Genomic DNA, 18,186 nt, shown 5'->3' with positions numbered 1-18,186 from the left:
ACGCCGCCAGCGTTCGTCCTGAGCCAGGATCAAACTCTCCGATAAATGGATCACAGATTAAGTTCGCCGCATCCTGCGACGACATCTGTGTGACCTGCATCGTGCAGGCCCTAGTTTGACTGACTACGCACATCGCTGTGCGATTTATTTAAAAATGAATTAACAGGTACGTTTTGTCTTGTTTAGTTTTCAAAGATCATGACTGCCACCTAGCGAAGCAGCTTTACTAATATAACATTCAGCCTCTTTTTTGTCAACAACTTTTTAAATTGTTTTTGAAGCTTCTTGTTTTGTCTGCTGTTCATCAGCGACGTTTAATACTATAACATCCGTATTTATTTCTTGCAATAGTTTTGGCAAAAAAATTTATAAAACAAATAAACTATAATCCTTGTCATGAGATATAACTATTTTAAAAGAACATATACACCAATAATGTAATCTTGTTGTTTTTTTCTTTTTCTTGTATAGTAGAAACGAACTGAATACTGATGACCACAAGGGGAGCATTAAAGCTGAGAGTGAGCGATTTCGTTCTGACCCTTTGAACCTGTTAGTTAACGCTGGCGTAGGGATGTGGCAAAGTCAAATGAATTGCAGCTCGTAAAGCAGTGCGTGGAACTTTTCTCATCCTTCCGCGTGCTGCTTTTTTGTTGTCCTTTTGGATTGTCTATCAATGGAAGGGGATTTTTATGAATCAATCTAAGCAACTGGTTCGCCTTATTGAAATTGCCATTATGACTGCGGCTGCTGTTATTTTAGACATCGTTTCAGGAATGTTTCTCAGTATGCCTCAAGGAGGCTCGGTCTCCATCATGATGATACCCATCTTTTTGATTTCGTTTCGCTGGGGTGTCAAAGCAGGCCTTACTACCGGTTTATTGACAGGTCTGGTACAAATAGCGATCGGAAACTTATTCCCACAACATCCTATACAGCTGCTGTTAGATTATATTATCGCGTTCTCAGCTATCGGCGTAAGCGGCTGTTTCGCTTCTTCTGTCCGTAAAGCTGCTGTATCCAAAACAAAAGGGAAATTAATTGTTTCAGTGATCGGTGCAGTTTTTATCGGCAGTTTCCTGCGTTATGCCGCGCATGTCATTTCAGGGGCGGTGTTTTTCGGCAGCTACGCTCCAGAAGGAACGCCGGTATGGATTTATTCTTTAACTTATAATGCTACTTATATGGTCCCTTCTTTCATCATTTGTGCAATTGTCCTTTGTTTATTGTTTTTAACCGCACCACGTTTGCTCAAAACTGACAAAACTTAAAAGCGAATCCCCCCAGCGCAGTCCGCTGGGGGGTTTTTGTTATCTTTTGAGAACTGTTTTCAAAGCAGAAAGATCCGGCCAGCCAAGGCCCACTTCTTTCATTCTTACTCCGCCGATATCAATGCTGTCCTCCGCTACTCTTTCAGGTGAATAGGACTGATAAAATATTATCGAGGGGTTCTGCTCAATGACCCATACAAACATGCTCGAAAAGCCATGATGAAGCAAAAATTCTGCTCCTTTTATTAAGAGCGCCCTGCCTGCACCTTGCCGCTGGCACTCTTCCAGAAGATAAATTGCGTATAGCTCGCCGTCGTAACCTTCTTGTTCAGAGCGGATAGGTCCAAATGAAGCAAAGCCGAATATCGAACCCTTTTCATCCTGAGCGACAAATACACCCTTTAACGAGCGCCTTTTCCATTTGTCTTCAAAATCCTTGTAGTTCAGACTGTTTAAATAATCAGCCGGGATCATTTCGCGGTATGTTGTCCTCCAGCTGTCTACATGCACTTTTGCAATGTCCTTTATATCCTCTACCTTCGCTTCACGTACAGCTACCACCCGCTTCTCTCCTTCCCTTACTCATTACTCTGATTTTGGGGCTGTTTTAGCTTCTTTGATTTCATTTGTTAATTCATTAATGCTTTGTTTTACGTTTCCTTTTCCTGAAAAGTTCTCCATCATTTCTTTTACGTCAATTCCCGACGAGGCTTTTAAGCTTTCTTGCAGGCTTGACATTAAGTTCGTCGCATAGCTTGTTACTTTGTTGGCACCGCTTGATTCACCGCTTCCTCCTGTATCAACCACGGTGATTTTATCAATATTTGAAAGAGGAGCAGCTGCTTGTTTCGCGTATTCCGGAAGCATTTTTACGATCATATCGAAAATCGCCGCCTGCCCGTACTGTTCAAAGGCATTGGCAATTTTCTCTTTGGCTTCCGCTTCCGCAAGACCTTTTAGGCGGATTACCTCAGCTTCTGTTTCCCCTTTCGCTTTTTCAGCTTCTGCATTTGCCAGTCCGTCAATTCTGACTTTTTCGGCCTCAGCTTGCGCCATTGCTTCTATACTGTACTTCTTGGCATCGGCTTCCGCGAGCTGTTTGGCTTTCTCAGCTGCTGCTGACTGCTCAACAGAATAACGGTCTGCGTCGGCTTTTTTCTTCACTTCTGAGTCGTATTGACGTTCACGGCGGAGAATTTCTTTTTCTTCTAGTTCAATTTGTTTTTGGCGTTCGATAATTTTAACCTGCATTTCCTGCTCTGTGACCTGCTGGCGAGCTCTGGCAGTCTCTAAATCATAAGCCTGGTCAGCATTCGCTTTTGCCGTATCTTGTTCTCTGCGGTATTCAGCCATTTTGAGCTGATTGATTTTTTCAGCTTCGGCAATTTCCGTCGCCCGTTCAAGTTCTGATTTTTTTGCATCTTTAGCGGCTTCCGCCCGCTTTATTCGGGTCTCTTTATCAGCCTCAGCTGTTGCGATATCAGCATCACGTTTTACTTGGGCAATTCTCGGTTTTCCTAATGATTCAAGGTAACCGTTTTTATCACGGACATCTTTAATGGTAAAGGAGACAATCACAAGTCCCATTTTTGCGAGATCCTGTGAAGCGACACGCTGCACCTCTTGAGAGAACTTTTCTCTGTTTTTATAGATTTCTTCTACTGTCATGGAGCCGAGAATGGAACGAAGGTGGCCTTCTAAAACCTCCCGCGCTTCCTGCTCACGGTCGTCTTTTGATTTTCCTAAAAATTGCTCGGCCGCTGTAGCAATTTCTCCTATAGAACCGCCGATTTTAATAATCGCAGTTCCATCGGCCATTACAGGCACTCCTTGTTCTGTATAGACTTCAGGTGTCGAAACATCAAGTTTGCTTGATAAAAGGCTTAGCGGCTCTGCCTGCTGAAAGACGGGAAGGACAAAGGTTCCTCCGCCGCGGACGATTTTAAGACGGTTGCCGCCTTCATCGACGTGAACATTTTTATTGCCCAAATAGCTCCCGGTTACGATTAAGGCTTCATCAGGCCCTGCCGTACGATACTTTGTAATAAACACAGCTATTAGTGCAATTAATAAAAAGAATACAACTCCGATGACAATTATAATCGGCATTGTCATATTACATTCCTCCTTGATTTAGATGGGTTCATGCGGAATAACCGAAAGAACTCCGTTTTTGACATCTACGACTAGCACTCTTGTGCCATAACCGATCTGTTGATTTTCAAAGCTGATCGCTGACTTCGAGATGGTTCCGCCTATCCCTTCAATGACCACTTCACCAAACCCGTCAACAGGAACAGCTGTAATCACTTTACCGACCCTGCCTCTTAGATCATCTTCTTTATAAGCCAATGATTCTTCAGCGGATGATAATGGCACCAGGACAAAGAGGTGAAGCAATACCACCAGCATGATCGAAAGGATGCAAGAGAAAAGCGCTATTAACAGGCTGGACAGCGGCAATACGAGCTCGCCTATGTATCCGCCTGCCGAAAAACATGTGAAAAATGCAAGCACTAATGTAGGATTAAGAAACGGAATGCCTTCTGACAGCCCTGCAAATACATCTCCGAAAAACAAAAATAACAGCGTAAGACTGCCAGCAATAATCAGCACATAAAGATAAATCGTTTGTATAGGAACTCCAAGTAACTCCAATTTCCTCATCCTTTCTTCATCAATGCATTGATGAACGGCTGCCGTTACCATTTATACGAGACACTGCCGAAAAGGTTTCGAAATTTTAAGACAAATAACCTATTTTGAAGTGCTTGATGAATGATAATTGCCTATATATATGGTAATGTCATTTTAGGAGGAGATATGATGAGTATCTTTAATGAAGCCAGATTAGAAACGTGGAACGAAATCAAAGGACTTTCTGATGAAAAGCTGAATCAAAAGCCTTCTGCTGAGGAATGGAGTATTCGGGAAGTTCTTGACCATTTGAAAAAAATCGATATGACCGCACAACAAATGCTGAAGGAACGTGTAAAGGAAGCTCCGATTAAAGAAATTGAAGAAAAATCGCTTGAGGCAGCGCAAAACAGAAATAATAAACGGAAAGCCCCGAGTCATCTTGAGCCTGCGCATGATTTTATTTCAAGCAGCCAAATGAAACGCGAGCTCGATGTAGTAAGAGAGCAGCTGACAGCTGTAATTGCCTCTCTGAAAGAAGAGGATTTTGAAAGAGTGCTTCCGCATCCTGTGTTTCAAGAGCTGACTGTCAAGCAGTGGATCGATTTTATCGGCCATCATGAAAAACGGCATCTCAGCCAGATAAAAGAAATTAAAGAAAAGGTAGAAAGGGCCTGATTTGATCAGACCCTTTCTGCTTTTCGTTTGACTTTCCGCTGATAGGAATAAACTTCGACTTCATCACCTGCGTAAACAGCACCAGGTCTCTCAACAATACAGACAATCCCTCTCATGCCCAATGCATGGCGGACGAAAGCAGGTGCCAGCTTCGGCTTGTCCGGATAATAGGACTGAATGACTTCTCCCGGCTGGATACACGGATCATTTTCTCCCTCACACAGCAATGCGGCTCCGCTAGGAAAAATGAGCCGGCTTCCTTCTTTTAATGAAGTGAAATCAGGTATGCCGCTGACTGCTACATTCGCGCCGAGCCACTCCGGGAAAATGCTCGGCACTCCCATTTTTAAAGCCATTTCGTCGCATTCCTCTGCTGATACAATTGAAATTTGTCTTCGGTTGAAAATTTCTGTCCCTCTAGAAAACATCGGTTCTCTGGCTCCCGCTTTTTTTGTCAGGCCAAAATGCAAGTCGCCAGGGATGCCGCCATAATCAAAATCAAGCTTGTCCATTTGCTTTGTTACGAAACTTTCTGTATCTGCGATATATAGTCCTTCCGTTTTTGCACTCATGCGCTTCCACATCAGCCGGCACCTTCTTTCTCTGAAATTTCCATCTGTGCTTCATTATCTAAAAAAAAGCCCGCTCTGTAAAGGAGCGGGACATGTAGTTATACTGTTTTCGGTATCAGGTTAAAGCAGCGCTTGTAGATCCAATGATATGCTTTTTCATTTAAATCTCTAGGGTTTCCAAAGGTTTGCGGATCTTTCATCGCTTCTTTTGACAAGCGTTCGATCATATCAGGTGAGACTCCCTGCTCTTCTAAAGTCGGTACTTCTAAGTCTTCGACAAGGTCATACATCCAATTGACAGATGCTTTCGCAGCTTCTTCTGTTGTCATCTTGCTTGTATCAATTCCGAATGCTTTTGCAATGCGTGCAAATTTCTCAGGATAGCCCTTCCAGTTATACTCCATGACAGGGCCCATCATCGCGGCCACACATTGACCGTGAGCAACTGGAATGATACCGCCAAGCGTTTGGCTCATCGCATGAGCGGCGCCCGCTGATTCACTGCCGTAAGAAAGACCGGCAAGCATCGCAGCCTGCGCCATTCCGTATCTTGCTTCCAGATCCTCTCCGTCAGCAAATGCTCTTTTAATGTAATGAGCGGCATATTCAATCGCCATCAAGGCAACTGCATCCGTGATTGGCTGTGCAAATTTCATTGTATAGCACTCAATGGCATGAGCAAGCGCATCGATTCCTGTCATGGCCGTTACATGCGGAGGCATTGAAATATGAAGCTCAGGATCAATGATGGTCAGGTGCGCCGCGATCAGCGAGCCGCCCGTGTTGAATTTGAATTCCCTTGCTTCATCTGTGATAACCGCCCATTGAGTGACTTCTGATCCTGTTCCGGCCGTTGTCGGAATTGTCGTCAGCGGAGGAATACGATTTTCCAGCGGTTTTTTCCCATCTGCAGCTTCATAATCAAGCACGCTTCCTTCGTGAGTCGCTTCTACTCCGATTGCTTTTGCTGTATCCATGGAGCTTCCGCCTCCGACTGCCACTAAACCATTACAGTTCTCTTTTTTGTATAGCTCAGACCCTTCATTCACCAGACGGACGGGCGGGTTTGGCTCTACTTTATGAAAGAGCACTACTTCAATGCCCGCTTCTTTTAGCGACTCAATAACAGGATCAGCGACACCGGCTTTATAAATCCCAGGGTCTGTGACAAGGAGCGCCTTTGACACGCCCAGCGCAGCTACTTCTTCACCCGTATGCTTGACAGCCCCGATTCCGTGCTTAATCACAGTTGGAATTTCAAATGTGTGGAATTTGTGCATGCTTTCTACTTTCATATTTAATGTCATCATCAATCTCCCCCTCTTATGAATTGAACCAATTAACCGCTGCCGGTTTTGTATTGCGATACACGTGCTTGACTTCTGTGTATTCTTCAAGGCCTATTTTTCCAAGCTCGCGTCCGAATCCGGATTGCTTATAGCCGCCCCACGGCGCCTGTGCGAAGTAAGGATGGAAATCGTTAATCCAGACTGTGCCCATTCTCAAACGGGCTGCTACACGTTCACACTTCTCAATATCTTTTGACCATACCGCTCCAGCCAAGCCATAGATGGTATCGTTCGCAAGCGCGATGACCTCTTCTTCAGAGCTGAAGGTTTCGACTGTCAATACAGGGCCGAAAATCTCTTCCTGAACGATTCTCATATCAGATTTGCAGTTTGAGAAAATAGTAGGTTCATAGAAAAAGCCGTTTTGCAGCTCAGGGTCCTCCGGACGTTTGCCTCCTGTCTCCAGCTTGGCCCCTTCTTCTATTCCAATCTCTACATATTTTTCGACCTTTGCCCTGTGCTCCGCTGAAATAAGCGGGCCGCTTTCTGTCTCGGCGTGAAAACCATTTCCGAGTTTAATGCGTTTCGTCCGTTTGACAAGCTCTGCTAGAAACTGATCGTGAACGGCTTCTTCAACAAGCAAGCGGGAACCGGTAGAGCACACTTGGCCGGCGTGGAAGAATACAGCGTTTAATGCCTGATCGACCGCGACTTCTAAATCCGCGTCCCTAAAAACGATATTTGGATTTTTGCCTCCCAATTCAAGCGCGATTTTTTTGACGTTTCCGCTTGCCGCACGCATGATGTTTTTGCCTGTTTCAATTCCGCCCGTAAACGAAATCAAATCGACGTCTTTATTTACGGCAAGCTCATCGCCTACTGTGGCTCCCGGTCCAAGGACAAGATTCGCGACACCTTTTGGAACACCGGCTTCTTCCATCAGCTTAAAGACCTTAATTGTCGTCAGCGGCGTGATCTCACTCGGTTTCATAACAATCGTATTACCTGCAGCAAGTGCGGGTGCGATTTTCCAGCTTGCTTGCAGGAGCGGATAATTCCACGGAGTGATCTGGCCGCACACCCCAATTGGCTCTCTGATGATTTTGCTTTCTGAATCAGGGATCGGAGATGAAATGATCTCTCCGCCATCTTTATCTGCCAATCCGGCGTAATATTGAAAAACATTGGCGATATCATTCATATCGGCCTTGCTTTCTTCGAGTGTTTTTCCCGTATCAAGGGATTCAAGCTCAGCCAGCTCATCAAGATCACGCCTGATTAATTCCGCAATTTTCAGAACAATGTTTCCGCGTTCAAGCCCGGATAGCGATGACCACTCCCCTTTATCAAATGCTCTGCGCGCGGCTGCGATTGCCTTGATGGCGTCCTCTCGCCCTCCTTCGCTTACTGCTGCAATTTCTTCTTGATTAAATGGATTGATAATGGTGCGGATCTGTCCTTTTTCGGCACTGATCCATTCTCCGTCAATGTATAATGTTTGACTCATATAAGCCTCCTTGACGTAAATAAAGTTTGTTAAATAAAAATTTAACGTTTTTAACAACCTTAATCTAACATACGAATTTTAAACTGTCAAAGCCCCTTTTTGTTTTTTCTTTTTGACTTTTCCTTATGTTTCGTTAAGATAAAGAACATAAAGAAATAACTTAACGAATTTAACTTTCTAAAGGAAAAGAGGGTCAGTATGGATGAAAGTCCAGAATTTGCAGCTATAGAACAGGCACGCGATCTTGTTATCGACTCCATTGCTGAAACGATGGATCTTTACGGAATCACCCGCAGTGTCGGGATTTTATATGGAACGATGTATATGAGAGATGAGATGACGCTTGACGAAATGCGTGAGGAATTGCAAATGAGCAAACCAAGCATGAGCACAGGCGTCAAAAAGCTTCAAGACTTAAATGTAGTGAAAAAAACATTTCACCGGGGCATCCGCAAGCATACATTTGTCGCTGAAAAAGATTTCTTCAAATTTTTCACGAATTTCTTTCCGCCTAAATGGGAGCGGGAAGTTCAAGTGAATGTAGCAGCAATTGAGGAAGCTCAGGCTGATTTACAAGACGTTTTAAACAAGGAAGGTCTTAATGAGGACATTAAAAATGAAGCGTTGCAGCTATTCGAACAGCTGGAAAGCTCTAAAGCTTACTATGACTGGCTGAAGCGGCTCGCTGATGCGGTGCAAAGCGGAGAAATTTTTAAGTTTATACCGATCGAAACAAAGTAAACAGAAAACGCCTGGGAAACCGGGCGTTTTTTGTTCTTTTATATGAAATTATTAAAAATTTGAAAAATACGGGAAAAACATACCATTTACTCCCAAAAAAAATGATGATAATTTTTATGTAGGTAAAATTTGTATTTGGCCGTTTAAGGGGGAGGTGAAAAACGGCAGGCCTGTGTATTTTTATCAACTTAATTAGGGGGAATTTATTATGAAACGCAAATTATTATCTTCTTTGGCAATCAGCGCATTAAGTCTTGGTTTACTCGTTTCTGCGCCTACAGCTTCTTTTGCGGCTGAATCCACAGCAACTAAAGCTCATACTGAATCAACGATGAAAACACAGGCAACAGCTTCGTTGTTTGCAACTATCACAGGGGCCAGCAAAACGGAATGGTCTTTCTCAGATATCGAATTGACGTATCGTCCAAACACGCTTCTGAGCCTTGGTGTGATGGAATTTACATTGCCAAGCGGATTTACTGCAAATACAAAAGACACAATGAACGGACATGCTTTGCGTACAACACAGATCCTCAATAACGGCAAAACAGTAAGAATTCCTTTGGCACTTGATTTGTTAGGAGCTGGTGAGTTCAAATTAAGACTGAATAACAAAACACTTCCTGCCGCTGGTACATATACTTTCCGTGCGGAGAATAGATCATTGAGCGTCGGAGATAGATTTTACGCAGAAGCCAGCATTGACGTCGCTAAACGCAGCACTCCTCCGACTCAGCCATGCGACTCCAAATAATCTGAAAGACCGGTTAACGCCGGTCTTTTTTGCGTTTTCCCCCTTTTTCCTCTATTCCCAGTGTCTTCTTTCCGGTTTAAAATTTAAATTGACAAACACTAGAAACAGGAGTAAATTCTTGAGTGTTCAATTTCATACAGTCTCTTTTATCGCTTAATCAAACACGAACGGGGGAACCAACGATTGGCTGTTTTTTTACCAGCCTTGGGGTGAATCTTACTTAGTAAGAAGGGGTACTCTGAATCCCTAATCCGACAGCTAACCTCGTAGGCGTATGCAGAGAGGAGGTCTATTAGCGGCCATTCTTCGAAATGGTCTTTTTGGGTTCAAAAACGTTACTTTACTAAGGGAGTTATGAACATTGGGAAGAATAAAAAATAAGCAATTTGCCGTGATCGGTCTGGGCCGGTTTGGCGGAAGCATTTGCAAAGAGCTGCACAGAATGGGCCATGAGGTCCTTGCGATTGATATCAACGAGGAAAAGGTAAATGCATACGCTTCTTATGCGACACATGCGGTGATTGCCAACGCCACCGAAGAAAACGAATTGCTTTCGTTAGGAATACGCAATTTTGAATATGTGATTGTTGCCATCGGAGCGAATATTCAAGCGAGCACCTTGACTACGCTATTATTGAAGGAATTGGACATTCCGAATATTTGGGTAAAAGCTCAAAACTATTATCATCACAAGGTGCTTGAAAAGATCGGCGCTGACCGCATCATTCATCCTGAAAAGGATATGGGCGTCAAAATCGCACACAGTCTTTCTGACGAGAATGTTTTGAATTACATTGATTTATCAGATGATTACAGTATTGTTGAACTGCTGGCAACACGCAAGCTTGATTCAAAATCGATTGTTGATTTGGATGTAAGAGCGAAGTACGGCTGCACGATCCTGGCTATTAAACATCATGGAGATATCCGTCTTTCTCCCGCACCTGAAGACACCATTCACGAACAGGATTGCCTTGTGATCATGGGGCATAAAAAGGATATTAAGCGTTTTGAAAACGAAGGGATGTAGACAAAGGTGACACTTCAAAAGGATAAAGTCATCAAATGGGTTCGGTTGACACCGCCTCAAGTGCTTGCAATCGGTTTTTTCCTTACGATTATGATCGGGTCTGCGCTCTTGATGCTTCCGATTTCCACAACAAAGCCATTGTCATGGATAGATGCCCTTTTTACGGCGGCTTCTGCTACCACCGTTACAGGACTTGCTGTTGTCGATACAGGCACTCAATTTACGGTATTCGGGCAAACGGTTATCATGGGGCTGATTCAGGTCGGCGGGCTTGGCTTTATGACTTTCGCTGTTTTGATCGTGATGATATTAGGGAAAAAAATCGGATTAAAAGAACGAATGCTGGTTCAGGAAGCCTTAAACCAGCCGACAATCGGCGGCGTCATACGACTTGTCAAAGTCCTGTTTCTGTTTTCCATCAGCATTGAATTGATGGCAGCACTCATTTTATCCATCAGGCTTATACCCCAGTATGGCTGGGCGGCCGGCTTGTTTGCCAGTCTGTTTCACGCCATATCTGCTTTTAACAATGCCGGGTTTTCGTTGTGGCCGGATAATTTGATGAGCTACGTTGGGGACCCTACCGTAAATCTTGTGATTACGTTCTTATTTATCACAGGAGGCATCGGATTTACGGTTCTGTATGACATTTTGAAAAATCGGCGATTTAAAACCTTTTCTTTACATACAAAGCTCATGCTGACAGGAACGTTGATTCTGAATGCGATTGCGATGCTTGTGATTTTTATATTAGAGTACAGCAACCCCGGCACCCTCGGCCACCTGCATCTAGCAGATAAACTGTGGGCTTCCTATTTTCAGGCAGTGACCCCGAGAACCGCGGGCTTCAATTCCCTCGATTTCGGAAGTATGCGAGAAGGAACCATTGTATTTATTTTATTATTGATGTTTATCGGAGCTGGCAGCGCCTCAACGGCGAGCGGCATTAAGCTGACTACGTTCATCGTGATTTTAACGTCTGTTATCGCTTATTTGCGAGGTAAAAAAGAAACGGTTATTTTCCGTCGCTCCATCAAATATCCAATTATCATTAAAGCTTTAGCCGTGAGCGTCACCAGTTTGTTCATCGTGTTTTTAGGAATATTCGCCCTGACGATCACAGAAAAAGCGCCATTTATTCAAGTTGTGTTTGAAACCTTTTCCGCTTTTGGAACTGTTGGACTTACGATGGGCCTTACTCCTGAACTGACAACAGCGGGAAAATGCATCATTATCATCATCATGTTCATTGGAAGAATTGGTCCTTTGACGTTCGTGTTTTCATTCGCGAAAACAGAGAAATCAAATATCCGTTACCCTGACGGCGAGGTGTTTACAGGGTGAAATGAAAAAATCCGGCGCGCAGGCGCCGGATTTTTTATGATTCGATATGAGATTGATTCTGTCTTTTTTCCTGTTCCGCGATCATTTCGTTATCTTCTGCGTTATCACGGGTCACTTTTTGTGTAAGAATCGCACCGACTGCTACAAGTATCATAACTGCAATGTAATAGCCTTTTTCATTGAGTGCCAGGTTATCAGCATTATAGAGTCCGATACTAAACAAAAATACTCCCGCAAAAAAAGTGAAATAAGCCAATACTGTAAAGGCAACCGTGTTTCTCCGTCTATATTTCTGCATCTTTATCCCCTCCTAAACATAGTCAATAAGTGATAACTTCCGTGGAATATTATACCTCAAATTCCCCTGAATGGAACAAAGAATTAAAAATACCAGTAAGAAGGGTTTAGGTTGCTTCCTTTATTTCAACAGCAGAATCGTCAATCCAGCCGATGAGTTTATCATTGATTTGAAATTGGTACCATACCGATTGGCCTTTCTGCTTTTTAGATACGACCTTTATGTCTTTTCCGACGTAAGATTGGACAGAAGCGAGCTTTATGGACCGATCGTCAGTAGAAGGCTTGGACCATACGTCTTGAACGGCACTGTCTTTAATGGAGGCGTTTAAATTCACTGATTTGAGAGATAGATTTACCTTATCGTACTCAGCTAAATCGTATTTTTCCACAATATCGCTAATTTTGTCAGCGTAGTCAGGGTCTGTAGCATATCCTGCTGTTTGCAAGGCAGTTGCCGCTTCCTTATAATCTCCAGCCTCAAGCACCGGTTTATACTTCTTTTTATTCCATGTTGTGCCGCGGACAAACAATTGGGCGTGGTCATCCATCGATTCAAAAAACGTGCTGTATTTTCGAAACTTTGCGCGAATGGTTTTTCTCTTCCCTTTTTCCACTTCGTCTGTTTCCATCGTGACGTGATGTCCTTTATAGTTTCCTTTTACACCAAAGAGGTTGTTGGCTTTAGCAGCAAGCTCGCTGTTCCCCCAGTCAGATTCGAGAATAGCCTGAGCGATCGTGATGCTGGGAAGAACATGATATTTCTCATACAAAATTTGTGCATGTCCTGACAGGCTGTCAATGAATACTTGCTGTTCATCAACTTCTTCAGGTTCTTTGGATGTTTCAATCGGTTTTGATAAAGTTGTCGCCAATACAAACAGGGCTAGCGGAATAGATACGATGAAAAATAGTGTAATGAAGAGTCTGCGTTTTTTTAGTTTTTTACGAGCCATGAAAACCTTCCTTCAAGTTAAAAGATTACGAATGTAAAAGAATCTACCTTTTAGAATTTTACTTGCACTTCTAATATTTTTCAATTCTTTAAGGATAAAGTTAGGAAAAGATTGCAAACAAAAAACCTTTTTCCTCAAGGAAAAGGCTTTGATCACATATCATATTTCTGTTTAAGCTTTCTGAGTGCATCACGATATTCTCTATCATGTATCACCTTATGTGACAATCTATGTGCTGAAACAGCTGGTTTTTCCGGAGTCGGTTTCGCTTTATCATGGGGTTTATGCGCCAGCTTGTGCCCCATGCCTGTAGCGTTCATACAGAATGACAGGCAAACGAGCAGCACGCTCAGGATAAATGAAATGAAAAAGAGATCATGATAAGCAGTCATCATAGAATCCTGCATCGAACCGCTCTGTCTAGCAGCATCTTTTTTCGTGAAAAAGCCGATGAGGATTGGAACTCCCATATAGACAAATAACCTTAAAAACTGAACGGCTGTCATTCTCTTGACCAAATCGGGCAGCGGGCCGCCCATAGCAGCTCCCATCAGTCCTGCGGCGACTGTCAGCCCCGTTCCAGCCGCAAGCATGATAAACAGCACTGCGAACATATAAAGAGACGAATGATCCTGCATATGCAGCCATTGAAAATTCACAAATACGAGAATGAGGGCGCCTATAATACCGAGCATCCCGGGCCCGACTTTATCATAAAACAAAGCGCTCACAACAGCGGCGATCGCCACTCCGATTAAAAGCGTCAAGTTTAAAAGAATGAGATGCTCCTGAGAAATGCCATACATTTGACGGAGCAAGCCCTGAAAAGCAGAAAGGCTGACAGCTACCGTTATCGTTCCCGCAGCTATAATAAATAAGCCGAGCACCGGTTTTGGCAGCAGCATCTGTTTAATAGAAATAAAGGGGTTTTTCGCTTTATATTCCACAATCAATAGAATGAGAAGCAAGCATAACGTAACGCCAAAACCAGTCCATACATAACCTGATGAAAGCCCCCATTTTTGCAGAAAAATAAATGCAATCGCTGAGGCTGCAGCGAGGCAAACAGATAAAATGATCCCTGCACTATCGAGCGGCTGTTCTTGATCTGCCGCCCCATGATGCTCATCATGAAGAAAGAAATAGCTCACTAACACACCGAGCAGTGACAGTGCACCAAAGGTGTAAAACAGCCATCTCCAGTGGCCGCATCCTGATGCAATTGTTCCAAGGATCGTGCCGATGATCACAGAGCCATAAAATCCGCCGATCAGCACCAGCAGCGCATAGTTTCTGCGTTCAATCGGAAATGACAAAACAAGCATTGGAATCATAACCATCAGCATAACGCCTGTAGCCGCACCCTGTAAAAAGCGTCCTGCCGCCATCCATGCAATATCGCTGGAACATGCGAAAAGCAGTGAGCCAAGTATAAAAACAGGTAATGAAGCCAGATAGATCTGACGGGCTCCGAATTTTTTCCTCAACAGCGGTCCTGCCGGCACCAATAAAGCAAAGGCCATATTGCCGATCAATATCGGATTCACTGATGTGAAGTCACTTGTTCCAACCGTCTTCTGAACAAGGCCTTGAACTGACGACAATGCCGTGTTGGACATCAATCCCGGCCCGACCGCTAAAACAGCGAGCAAAGAAATCACCCAATAGTGTTTTGTCTTCATGTTGTCATTCCTTCCTATATCATTCATAAGAAACACATTATTTTTTGAAAACAAAAGAAGCTAATAGTTTTTAGATGCCATTAGCTTTACTTCTAATCCTATCCCTAACATGGGAAATGATATAATCTATTATCTATATGTGAACAAATGAGCATATAATCAAATATTATTTCAAATCGGTTTTGTTTTGTCAATGGCGTAAATTTCTAATACAGAACCTGAACAACTTTCATCTGATATCATGATTTGAGCTAAGGTGTCTGGCACTTTACAATGATGAGCCCCTGCTTGCTTCCTCAATCGATTTTAATCAAGCGGTTTTGAATATAACTAACCAACTCGAATAAATCGGAATAAAAACAACATTTTGACCGCACAAATTTTTTATGTACACTGGGCGTTTGCCGCCTCTAAATTGTATATGGGTAAATACCATGAATTAATCTGCAAAATATCAATGCTGCTTCATTTTAAATACCCAGGGAGGCAAAACGAATGGAACTGTATGAGTATATTCACGACATATTTAACGGCTTGAAAAACCCATCGGTTAAGGATTTGGCAACTGCTTTAAAACAAATTCCAAACGCAGCAAAATTGAGTCAGCCGTATATTCAGGAACCAGACCACTATGCTTACGGCCGGAATGCCATCTATCGAAACAATGAATTGGAAGTCATCGTGATTCACATTCCGCCAAACAAGGAGACAGCAGTCCACGATCATGGCCAATCCATTGGTTGTGCAATGGTATTGGAAGGAAAACTTCTCAATTCTATTTATCGCTCAACCGGCGAACACGCGGAACTCTCCAATTCATACTTTGTCCACGAAGGAGAATGCCTTATTTCAACCAAAGGCTTAATTCACAAAATGTCTAATCCCACGTCCGAACGAATGGTGTCTCTTCATGTCTACTCCCCACCTTTGGAAGACATGGCGGTCTTTGAAGAACAAAGAGGCGTAATGGAAAATTCATGATTTACAGATGAACTGCTCACTTTGACTGCGCTCAACTAGAGGATTCAGCAAATGAACCTATTCTTCAAAACAAAAAACCCTTATAGAATAAGGGTTTACAGGTATGGAGCCAAGGGGGCTCGAACCCCTGACCTCTACGCTGCCAGCGTTTTGAGATGGGTTTCTGATACAAACAGAAGGTTTATATTATATTCAAACCCTAATTTTATAGGGTTTTCTTACATAAGCTTCTGATTAAAAATCCTCACTGTCCCCAAATGGGATTATATCATACTCCATTTACGTCCCTGTCCGGAGTTAATTTAATTAACTATTTTAAACAAAACCTAAATTATTCCAATACAGTTACTAAAAGAACATTTGCTCGAATATAATATTGTTTAAGGAGTGGTCGGAATGAATGGCGGAAAGCGTTTCTCAATATGTTTAAAATCAACATAATTTACAGATATAACGAAATGACACTGGATTTTTCGCACTTTATAAAGATCATACTGATTATAAATGTCCATCGCTTGTTTAACATGGTGCACCGAGATAAGATTTTGCTTCATAATATAGTAGGCTTCAGCCAACTTAAAATGAAACTCCGCCTTCTCAATATCATCATTTACATGAGTAAGATGTTTTTCTGCTTCTCGATAAAAGCCGATTGCTTTGACATATTCCCTTTTATCAAACTCATACATTCCACAAAAAATAACCGCAGTTTGTCTGCGGTCTAATTATTACGTTTATGTTGTTTGCGCATCCCCATCGTTTTGTGGCTTTAATAATATGGTAAGAGTTATCCCTGATGCCCAAGTCAGTATATACCCGCTCAAGACAGTGTAGGGCGCAATTTCGTTTATGAGAGATTTAGAGAAGATGAAATATAGAGCAAAAAAGATAACTGCCGTTCCGCTTAAAACGTAAAATGCTTTTTTGTTTTTAAAAGTTAACCGTTTCGATCGTGTTATCTTTTTAAAAAGCAATGGGCTTCCAGTGTAAATGCCGACGAAAAACGTAAAAATAATAGACCACAAAAAGCCAAAAATCGAAAAATAATTTTCATGAAAAAAACCATCAAAAGACCATCTACTCAAAAAGATAAAGCCAAGTAAATAAACAAATGATAATATAACCTTGACCAAAAACATCCCTCCCTTTCATTTAATATACACCTGCCAAAAGGTTGTTTAAATGGGAAAATACCATCATTTACTTTTATACCACGATTGCCAGAACAGAACCTAATCCCCTGCATATTTCACACTTTTGTTACTTTAGTCTCGTTTACCAAAATTAAACATTGCGTTACCATGGGAAACGAATACTTAAGGGAGGAGATAGAATGAAAAAATTTGCCGTTGGTATTTTATTCACTCTGGCTTTGAGTTTTTCACCCCTGTTCAGTCTTCATGCTAATGCTGCCGAAAAAGTGGACAAGGAATCAGATTTGATTATTGATAAGGGAACCCTTCACGAGGTAACAAAACAAAAAAACTTGAGAACTCTTTCATCTGAGAAAATCCCAACTGTAAAAGAAGTAAATAAGGCTTTAAACAGTATGCATGTCAGCAAAAATCACCCATATCAAAAAATCGATCTCGGCAATGGTTTCACTGTGGAAATGGGCGTCAGTACAGATATGGGAATGGAGAAGATAAAAACACAAGCCACTCAAAATAAAACAGCAAGTGGCTATTACGCTGTAAAATTTGCAGGGCTAAAATTATACGATATTCGAGTAAGCGACAACTATTCATACGAATATGGAAAGAAAATAACGAAGTGGGAAAACCCGCCGAGCGCCTCCGCTTCAGGTTTCGCTGGTTGGAATGGTAAAATCACTTCCAAAAAAATTGCAAACATTGACAAAACGGCCAAGGATGCAATCGCCAATTCTGATTACACGTTTGTAAAGTATGGCGGTAACCGCCACGGCCATATGGAATTACGATTCACAGCAACGGGAAACTGGTACACACATCACGTTTCTATCAAATAAAAAAGCCCTCTCACTAGGGACTAACCTCCCGTTTTTGAAACAGGTGAGACAGGGATCAAAACACCTTTATCAAAAACCAATTGCCGATGGTTTTATCGGTGATTGGTTTTTTTGTTTGGCTACGAATATTGTTATCATAATAAATGTATTCTTTGACAGTGCGTTCTACGATGGCGGTCGTAGTTTGACCAATTTAACCCTAATTTGAAGGTGAAAAGCAACTAAACGACCCCAAAATAAAATTTTCGTCCCCAATTTGTCCCCAATTGCTTTTTTGGGTAATTGGCTCTGTTCCTTACAAACAAAAAAACCCTTATAGAATAAGGGTTTACAGGTATGGAGCCAAGGGGGCTCGAACCCCTGACCTCTACGCTGCCAGCGTAGCGCTCTCCCAGCTGAGCTATGGCCCCGTATGTAACATCATGTTTATTATAGATGATTTTTTTTTGAAAAACAA

General features: G+C 42.5%; 18 protein-coding genes, 1 tRNA gene, 1 pseudogene and 2 riboswitches. Of the genes and pseudogenes, 8 read left to right on the top strand and 12 right to left on the bottom strand.

Annotation, left to right across the window (positions count from 1 at the left end; genetic code table 11):
- The first annotated feature begins 490 nt into the window (after window positions 1-490).
- Window positions 491-592, top strand: a riboswitch (TPP riboswitch).
- Window positions 593-692: 100 nt separating this feature from the next.
- Entirely contained in the window at window positions 693-1,271 is a 579-nt protein-coding gene (thiT, locus tag V756_RS0101220) for an energy-coupled thiamine transporter ThiT (protein ID WP_024713044.1), read from the top strand.
- Between the two features lie 39 nt (window positions 1,272-1,310).
- Here the strand turns inward: thiT and V756_RS0101215 are convergent, their stop codons facing one another.
- From V756_RS0101215 to V756_RS0101205, 3 genes are read right to left on the bottom strand one after another with little or no spacing between them, the layout of a single operon-like run.
- Window positions 1,311-1,832, bottom strand: a complete 522-nt coding sequence (locus V756_RS0101215; protein WP_024713043.1) for a GNAT family N-acetyltransferase — start codon at window positions 1,830-1,832, stop codon at window positions 1,311-1,313.
- Between the two features lie 24 nt (window positions 1,833-1,856).
- Window positions 1,857-3,386, bottom strand: a complete 1,530-nt coding sequence (gene floT, locus V756_RS0101210) for a flotillin lipid rafts scaffold protein FloT (protein ID WP_024713042.1) — start codon at window positions 3,384-3,386, stop codon at window positions 1,857-1,859.
- Window positions 3,387-3,404: 18 nt separating this feature from the next.
- Window positions 3,405-3,929: an NfeD family membrane protein gene (locus V756_RS0101205; RefSeq protein ID WP_024713041.1), complete on the bottom strand. Its 525-nt coding sequence runs from the start codon at window positions 3,927-3,929 to the stop codon at window positions 3,405-3,407.
- 168 nt (window positions 3,930-4,097) lie between these two features.
- Here V756_RS0101205 and V756_RS0101200 point away from each other — a divergent pair, with 168 nt between their 5' ends.
- Window positions 4,098-4,586, top strand: a complete 489-nt coding sequence (locus V756_RS0101200; RefSeq protein WP_024713040.1) for a DinB family protein — start codon at window positions 4,098-4,100, stop codon at window positions 4,584-4,586.
- 5 nt (window positions 4,587-4,591) lie between these two features.
- Here the strand turns inward: V756_RS0101200 and V756_RS0101195 are convergent, their stop codons facing one another.
- The 3 genes from V756_RS0101195 to betB all read right to left on the bottom strand — a co-directional run bounded on the left by V756_RS0101195 (window position 4,592) and on the right by betB (window position 7,954).
- A complete protein-coding gene (locus tag V756_RS0101195; RefSeq protein WP_024713039.1) occupies window positions 4,592-5,170 on the bottom strand; it encodes an MOSC domain-containing protein in 579 nt (192 codons plus the stop codon).
- 86 nt (window positions 5,171-5,256) lie between these two features.
- Entirely contained in the window at window positions 5,257-6,465 is a 1,209-nt protein-coding gene (gene gbsB, locus V756_RS0101190; RefSeq protein ID WP_024713038.1) for a choline dehydrogenase, read from the bottom strand.
- 16 nt (window positions 6,466-6,481) lie between these two features.
- A complete protein-coding gene (betB, locus tag V756_RS0101185; RefSeq protein ID WP_024713037.1) occupies window positions 6,482-7,954 on the bottom strand; it encodes a betaine-aldehyde dehydrogenase in 1,473 nt (490 codons plus the stop codon).
- Window positions 7,955-8,152: 198 nt separating this feature from the next.
- On the opposite strand from betB, the gene gbsR reads away from it, so the two are divergent.
- The 4 genes from gbsR (at window position 8,153) to ktrB (ending at window position 11,823) form a co-directional block, all read left to right on the top strand.
- The gene (gene gbsR, locus V756_RS0101180; protein WP_024713036.1) at window positions 8,153-8,695 is read left to right on the top strand and encodes a transcriptional regulator GbsR; all 543 of its coding nucleotides are present in this window, start codon (window positions 8,153-8,155) and stop codon (window positions 8,693-8,695) included.
- Window positions 8,696-8,903: 208 nt separating this feature from the next.
- Window positions 8,904-9,449 carry a biofilm surface layer hydrophobin BslA gene (gene bslA, locus V756_RS0101175; RefSeq protein WP_024713035.1) on the top strand — a complete coding sequence of 182 codons (546 nt, stop codon included), beginning with the start codon at window positions 8,904-8,906 and terminating at the stop codon, window positions 9,447-9,449.
- Between the two features lie 140 nt (window positions 9,450-9,589).
- Window positions 9,590-9,738, top strand: a riboswitch (cyclic di-AMP (ydaO/yuaA leader).
- A 72-nt stretch (window positions 9,739-9,810) separates the two neighbouring features.
- On the top strand, window positions 9,811-10,479 hold the full coding sequence (gene ktrA / locus V756_RS0101170) for a potassium uptake protein KtrA (protein ID WP_024713034.1): 669 nt from the start codon (window positions 9,811-9,813) through the stop codon (window positions 10,477-10,479).
- A 6-nt stretch (window positions 10,480-10,485) separates the two neighbouring features.
- Window positions 10,486-11,823: a Ktr system potassium transporter KtrB gene (gene ktrB, locus V756_RS0101165; RefSeq protein WP_024713033.1), complete on the top strand. Its 1,338-nt coding sequence runs from the start codon at window positions 10,486-10,488 to the stop codon at window positions 11,821-11,823.
- 34 nt (window positions 11,824-11,857) lie between these two features.
- Here ktrB and V756_RS0101160 read toward each other — a convergent pair whose 3' ends face one another.
- The 3 genes from V756_RS0101160 to V756_RS0101150 form a co-directional block, all read right to left on the bottom strand.
- A complete protein-coding gene (locus tag V756_RS0101160) occupies window positions 11,858-12,121 on the bottom strand; it encodes a YiaA/YiaB family inner membrane protein (protein ID WP_024713032.1) in 264 nt (87 codons plus the stop codon).
- A gap of 106 nt (window positions 12,122-12,227) precedes the next feature.
- Entirely contained in the window at window positions 12,228-13,076 is an 849-nt protein-coding gene (locus V756_RS0101155) for a glucosaminidase domain-containing protein (protein ID WP_024713031.1), read from the bottom strand.
- A gap of 152 nt (window positions 13,077-13,228) precedes the next feature.
- Entirely contained in the window at window positions 13,229-14,758 is a 1,530-nt protein-coding gene (locus tag V756_RS0101150; protein ID WP_024713030.1) for an MFS transporter, read from the bottom strand.
- A 495-nt stretch (window positions 14,759-15,253) separates the two neighbouring features.
- Between V756_RS0101150 and cdoA the strand changes: the two genes are divergently transcribed.
- Window positions 15,254-15,739: a cysteine dioxygenase gene (gene cdoA, locus V756_RS0101145; RefSeq protein ID WP_024713029.1), complete on the top strand. Its 486-nt coding sequence runs from the start codon at window positions 15,254-15,256 to the stop codon at window positions 15,737-15,739.
- 404 nt (window positions 15,740-16,143) lie between these two features.
- Here the strand turns inward: cdoA and V756_RS1000000124215 are convergent.
- A pseudogene (locus V756_RS1000000124215) lies at window positions 16,144-16,446 on the bottom strand (aspartate phosphatase); the annotation flags it as partial.
- A gap of 27 nt (window positions 16,447-16,473) precedes the next feature.
- Window positions 16,474-16,872 (bottom strand): hypothetical protein, encoded by a 399-nt coding sequence (locus V756_RS0101135; protein ID WP_024713027.1) that lies wholly within the window; start codon window positions 16,870-16,872, stop codon window positions 16,474-16,476.
- A gap of 200 nt (window positions 16,873-17,072) precedes the next feature.
- On the opposite strand from V756_RS0101135, the gene V756_RS1000000123800 reads away from it, so the two are divergent.
- Entirely contained in the window at window positions 17,073-17,729 is a 657-nt protein-coding gene (locus V756_RS1000000123800; RefSeq protein ID WP_024713026.1) for a hypothetical protein, read from the top strand.
- A 337-nt stretch (window positions 17,730-18,066) separates the two neighbouring features.
- Here V756_RS1000000123800 and V756_RS0101125 read toward each other — a convergent pair.
- A tRNA-Ala gene (locus V756_RS0101125) sits at window positions 18,067-18,139 on the bottom strand.
- Window positions 18,140-18,186: the final 47 nt, after the last annotated feature.

This window comes from Bacillus tequilensis KCTC 13622 (assembly GCF_000507145.1).
GTDB lineage: Bacteria > Bacillota > Bacilli > Bacillales > Bacillaceae > Bacillus > Bacillus tequilensis.
Note: the sequence above shows the minus strand (reverse complement) of the source record. Positions and strands in the feature narration are given on the sequence as shown.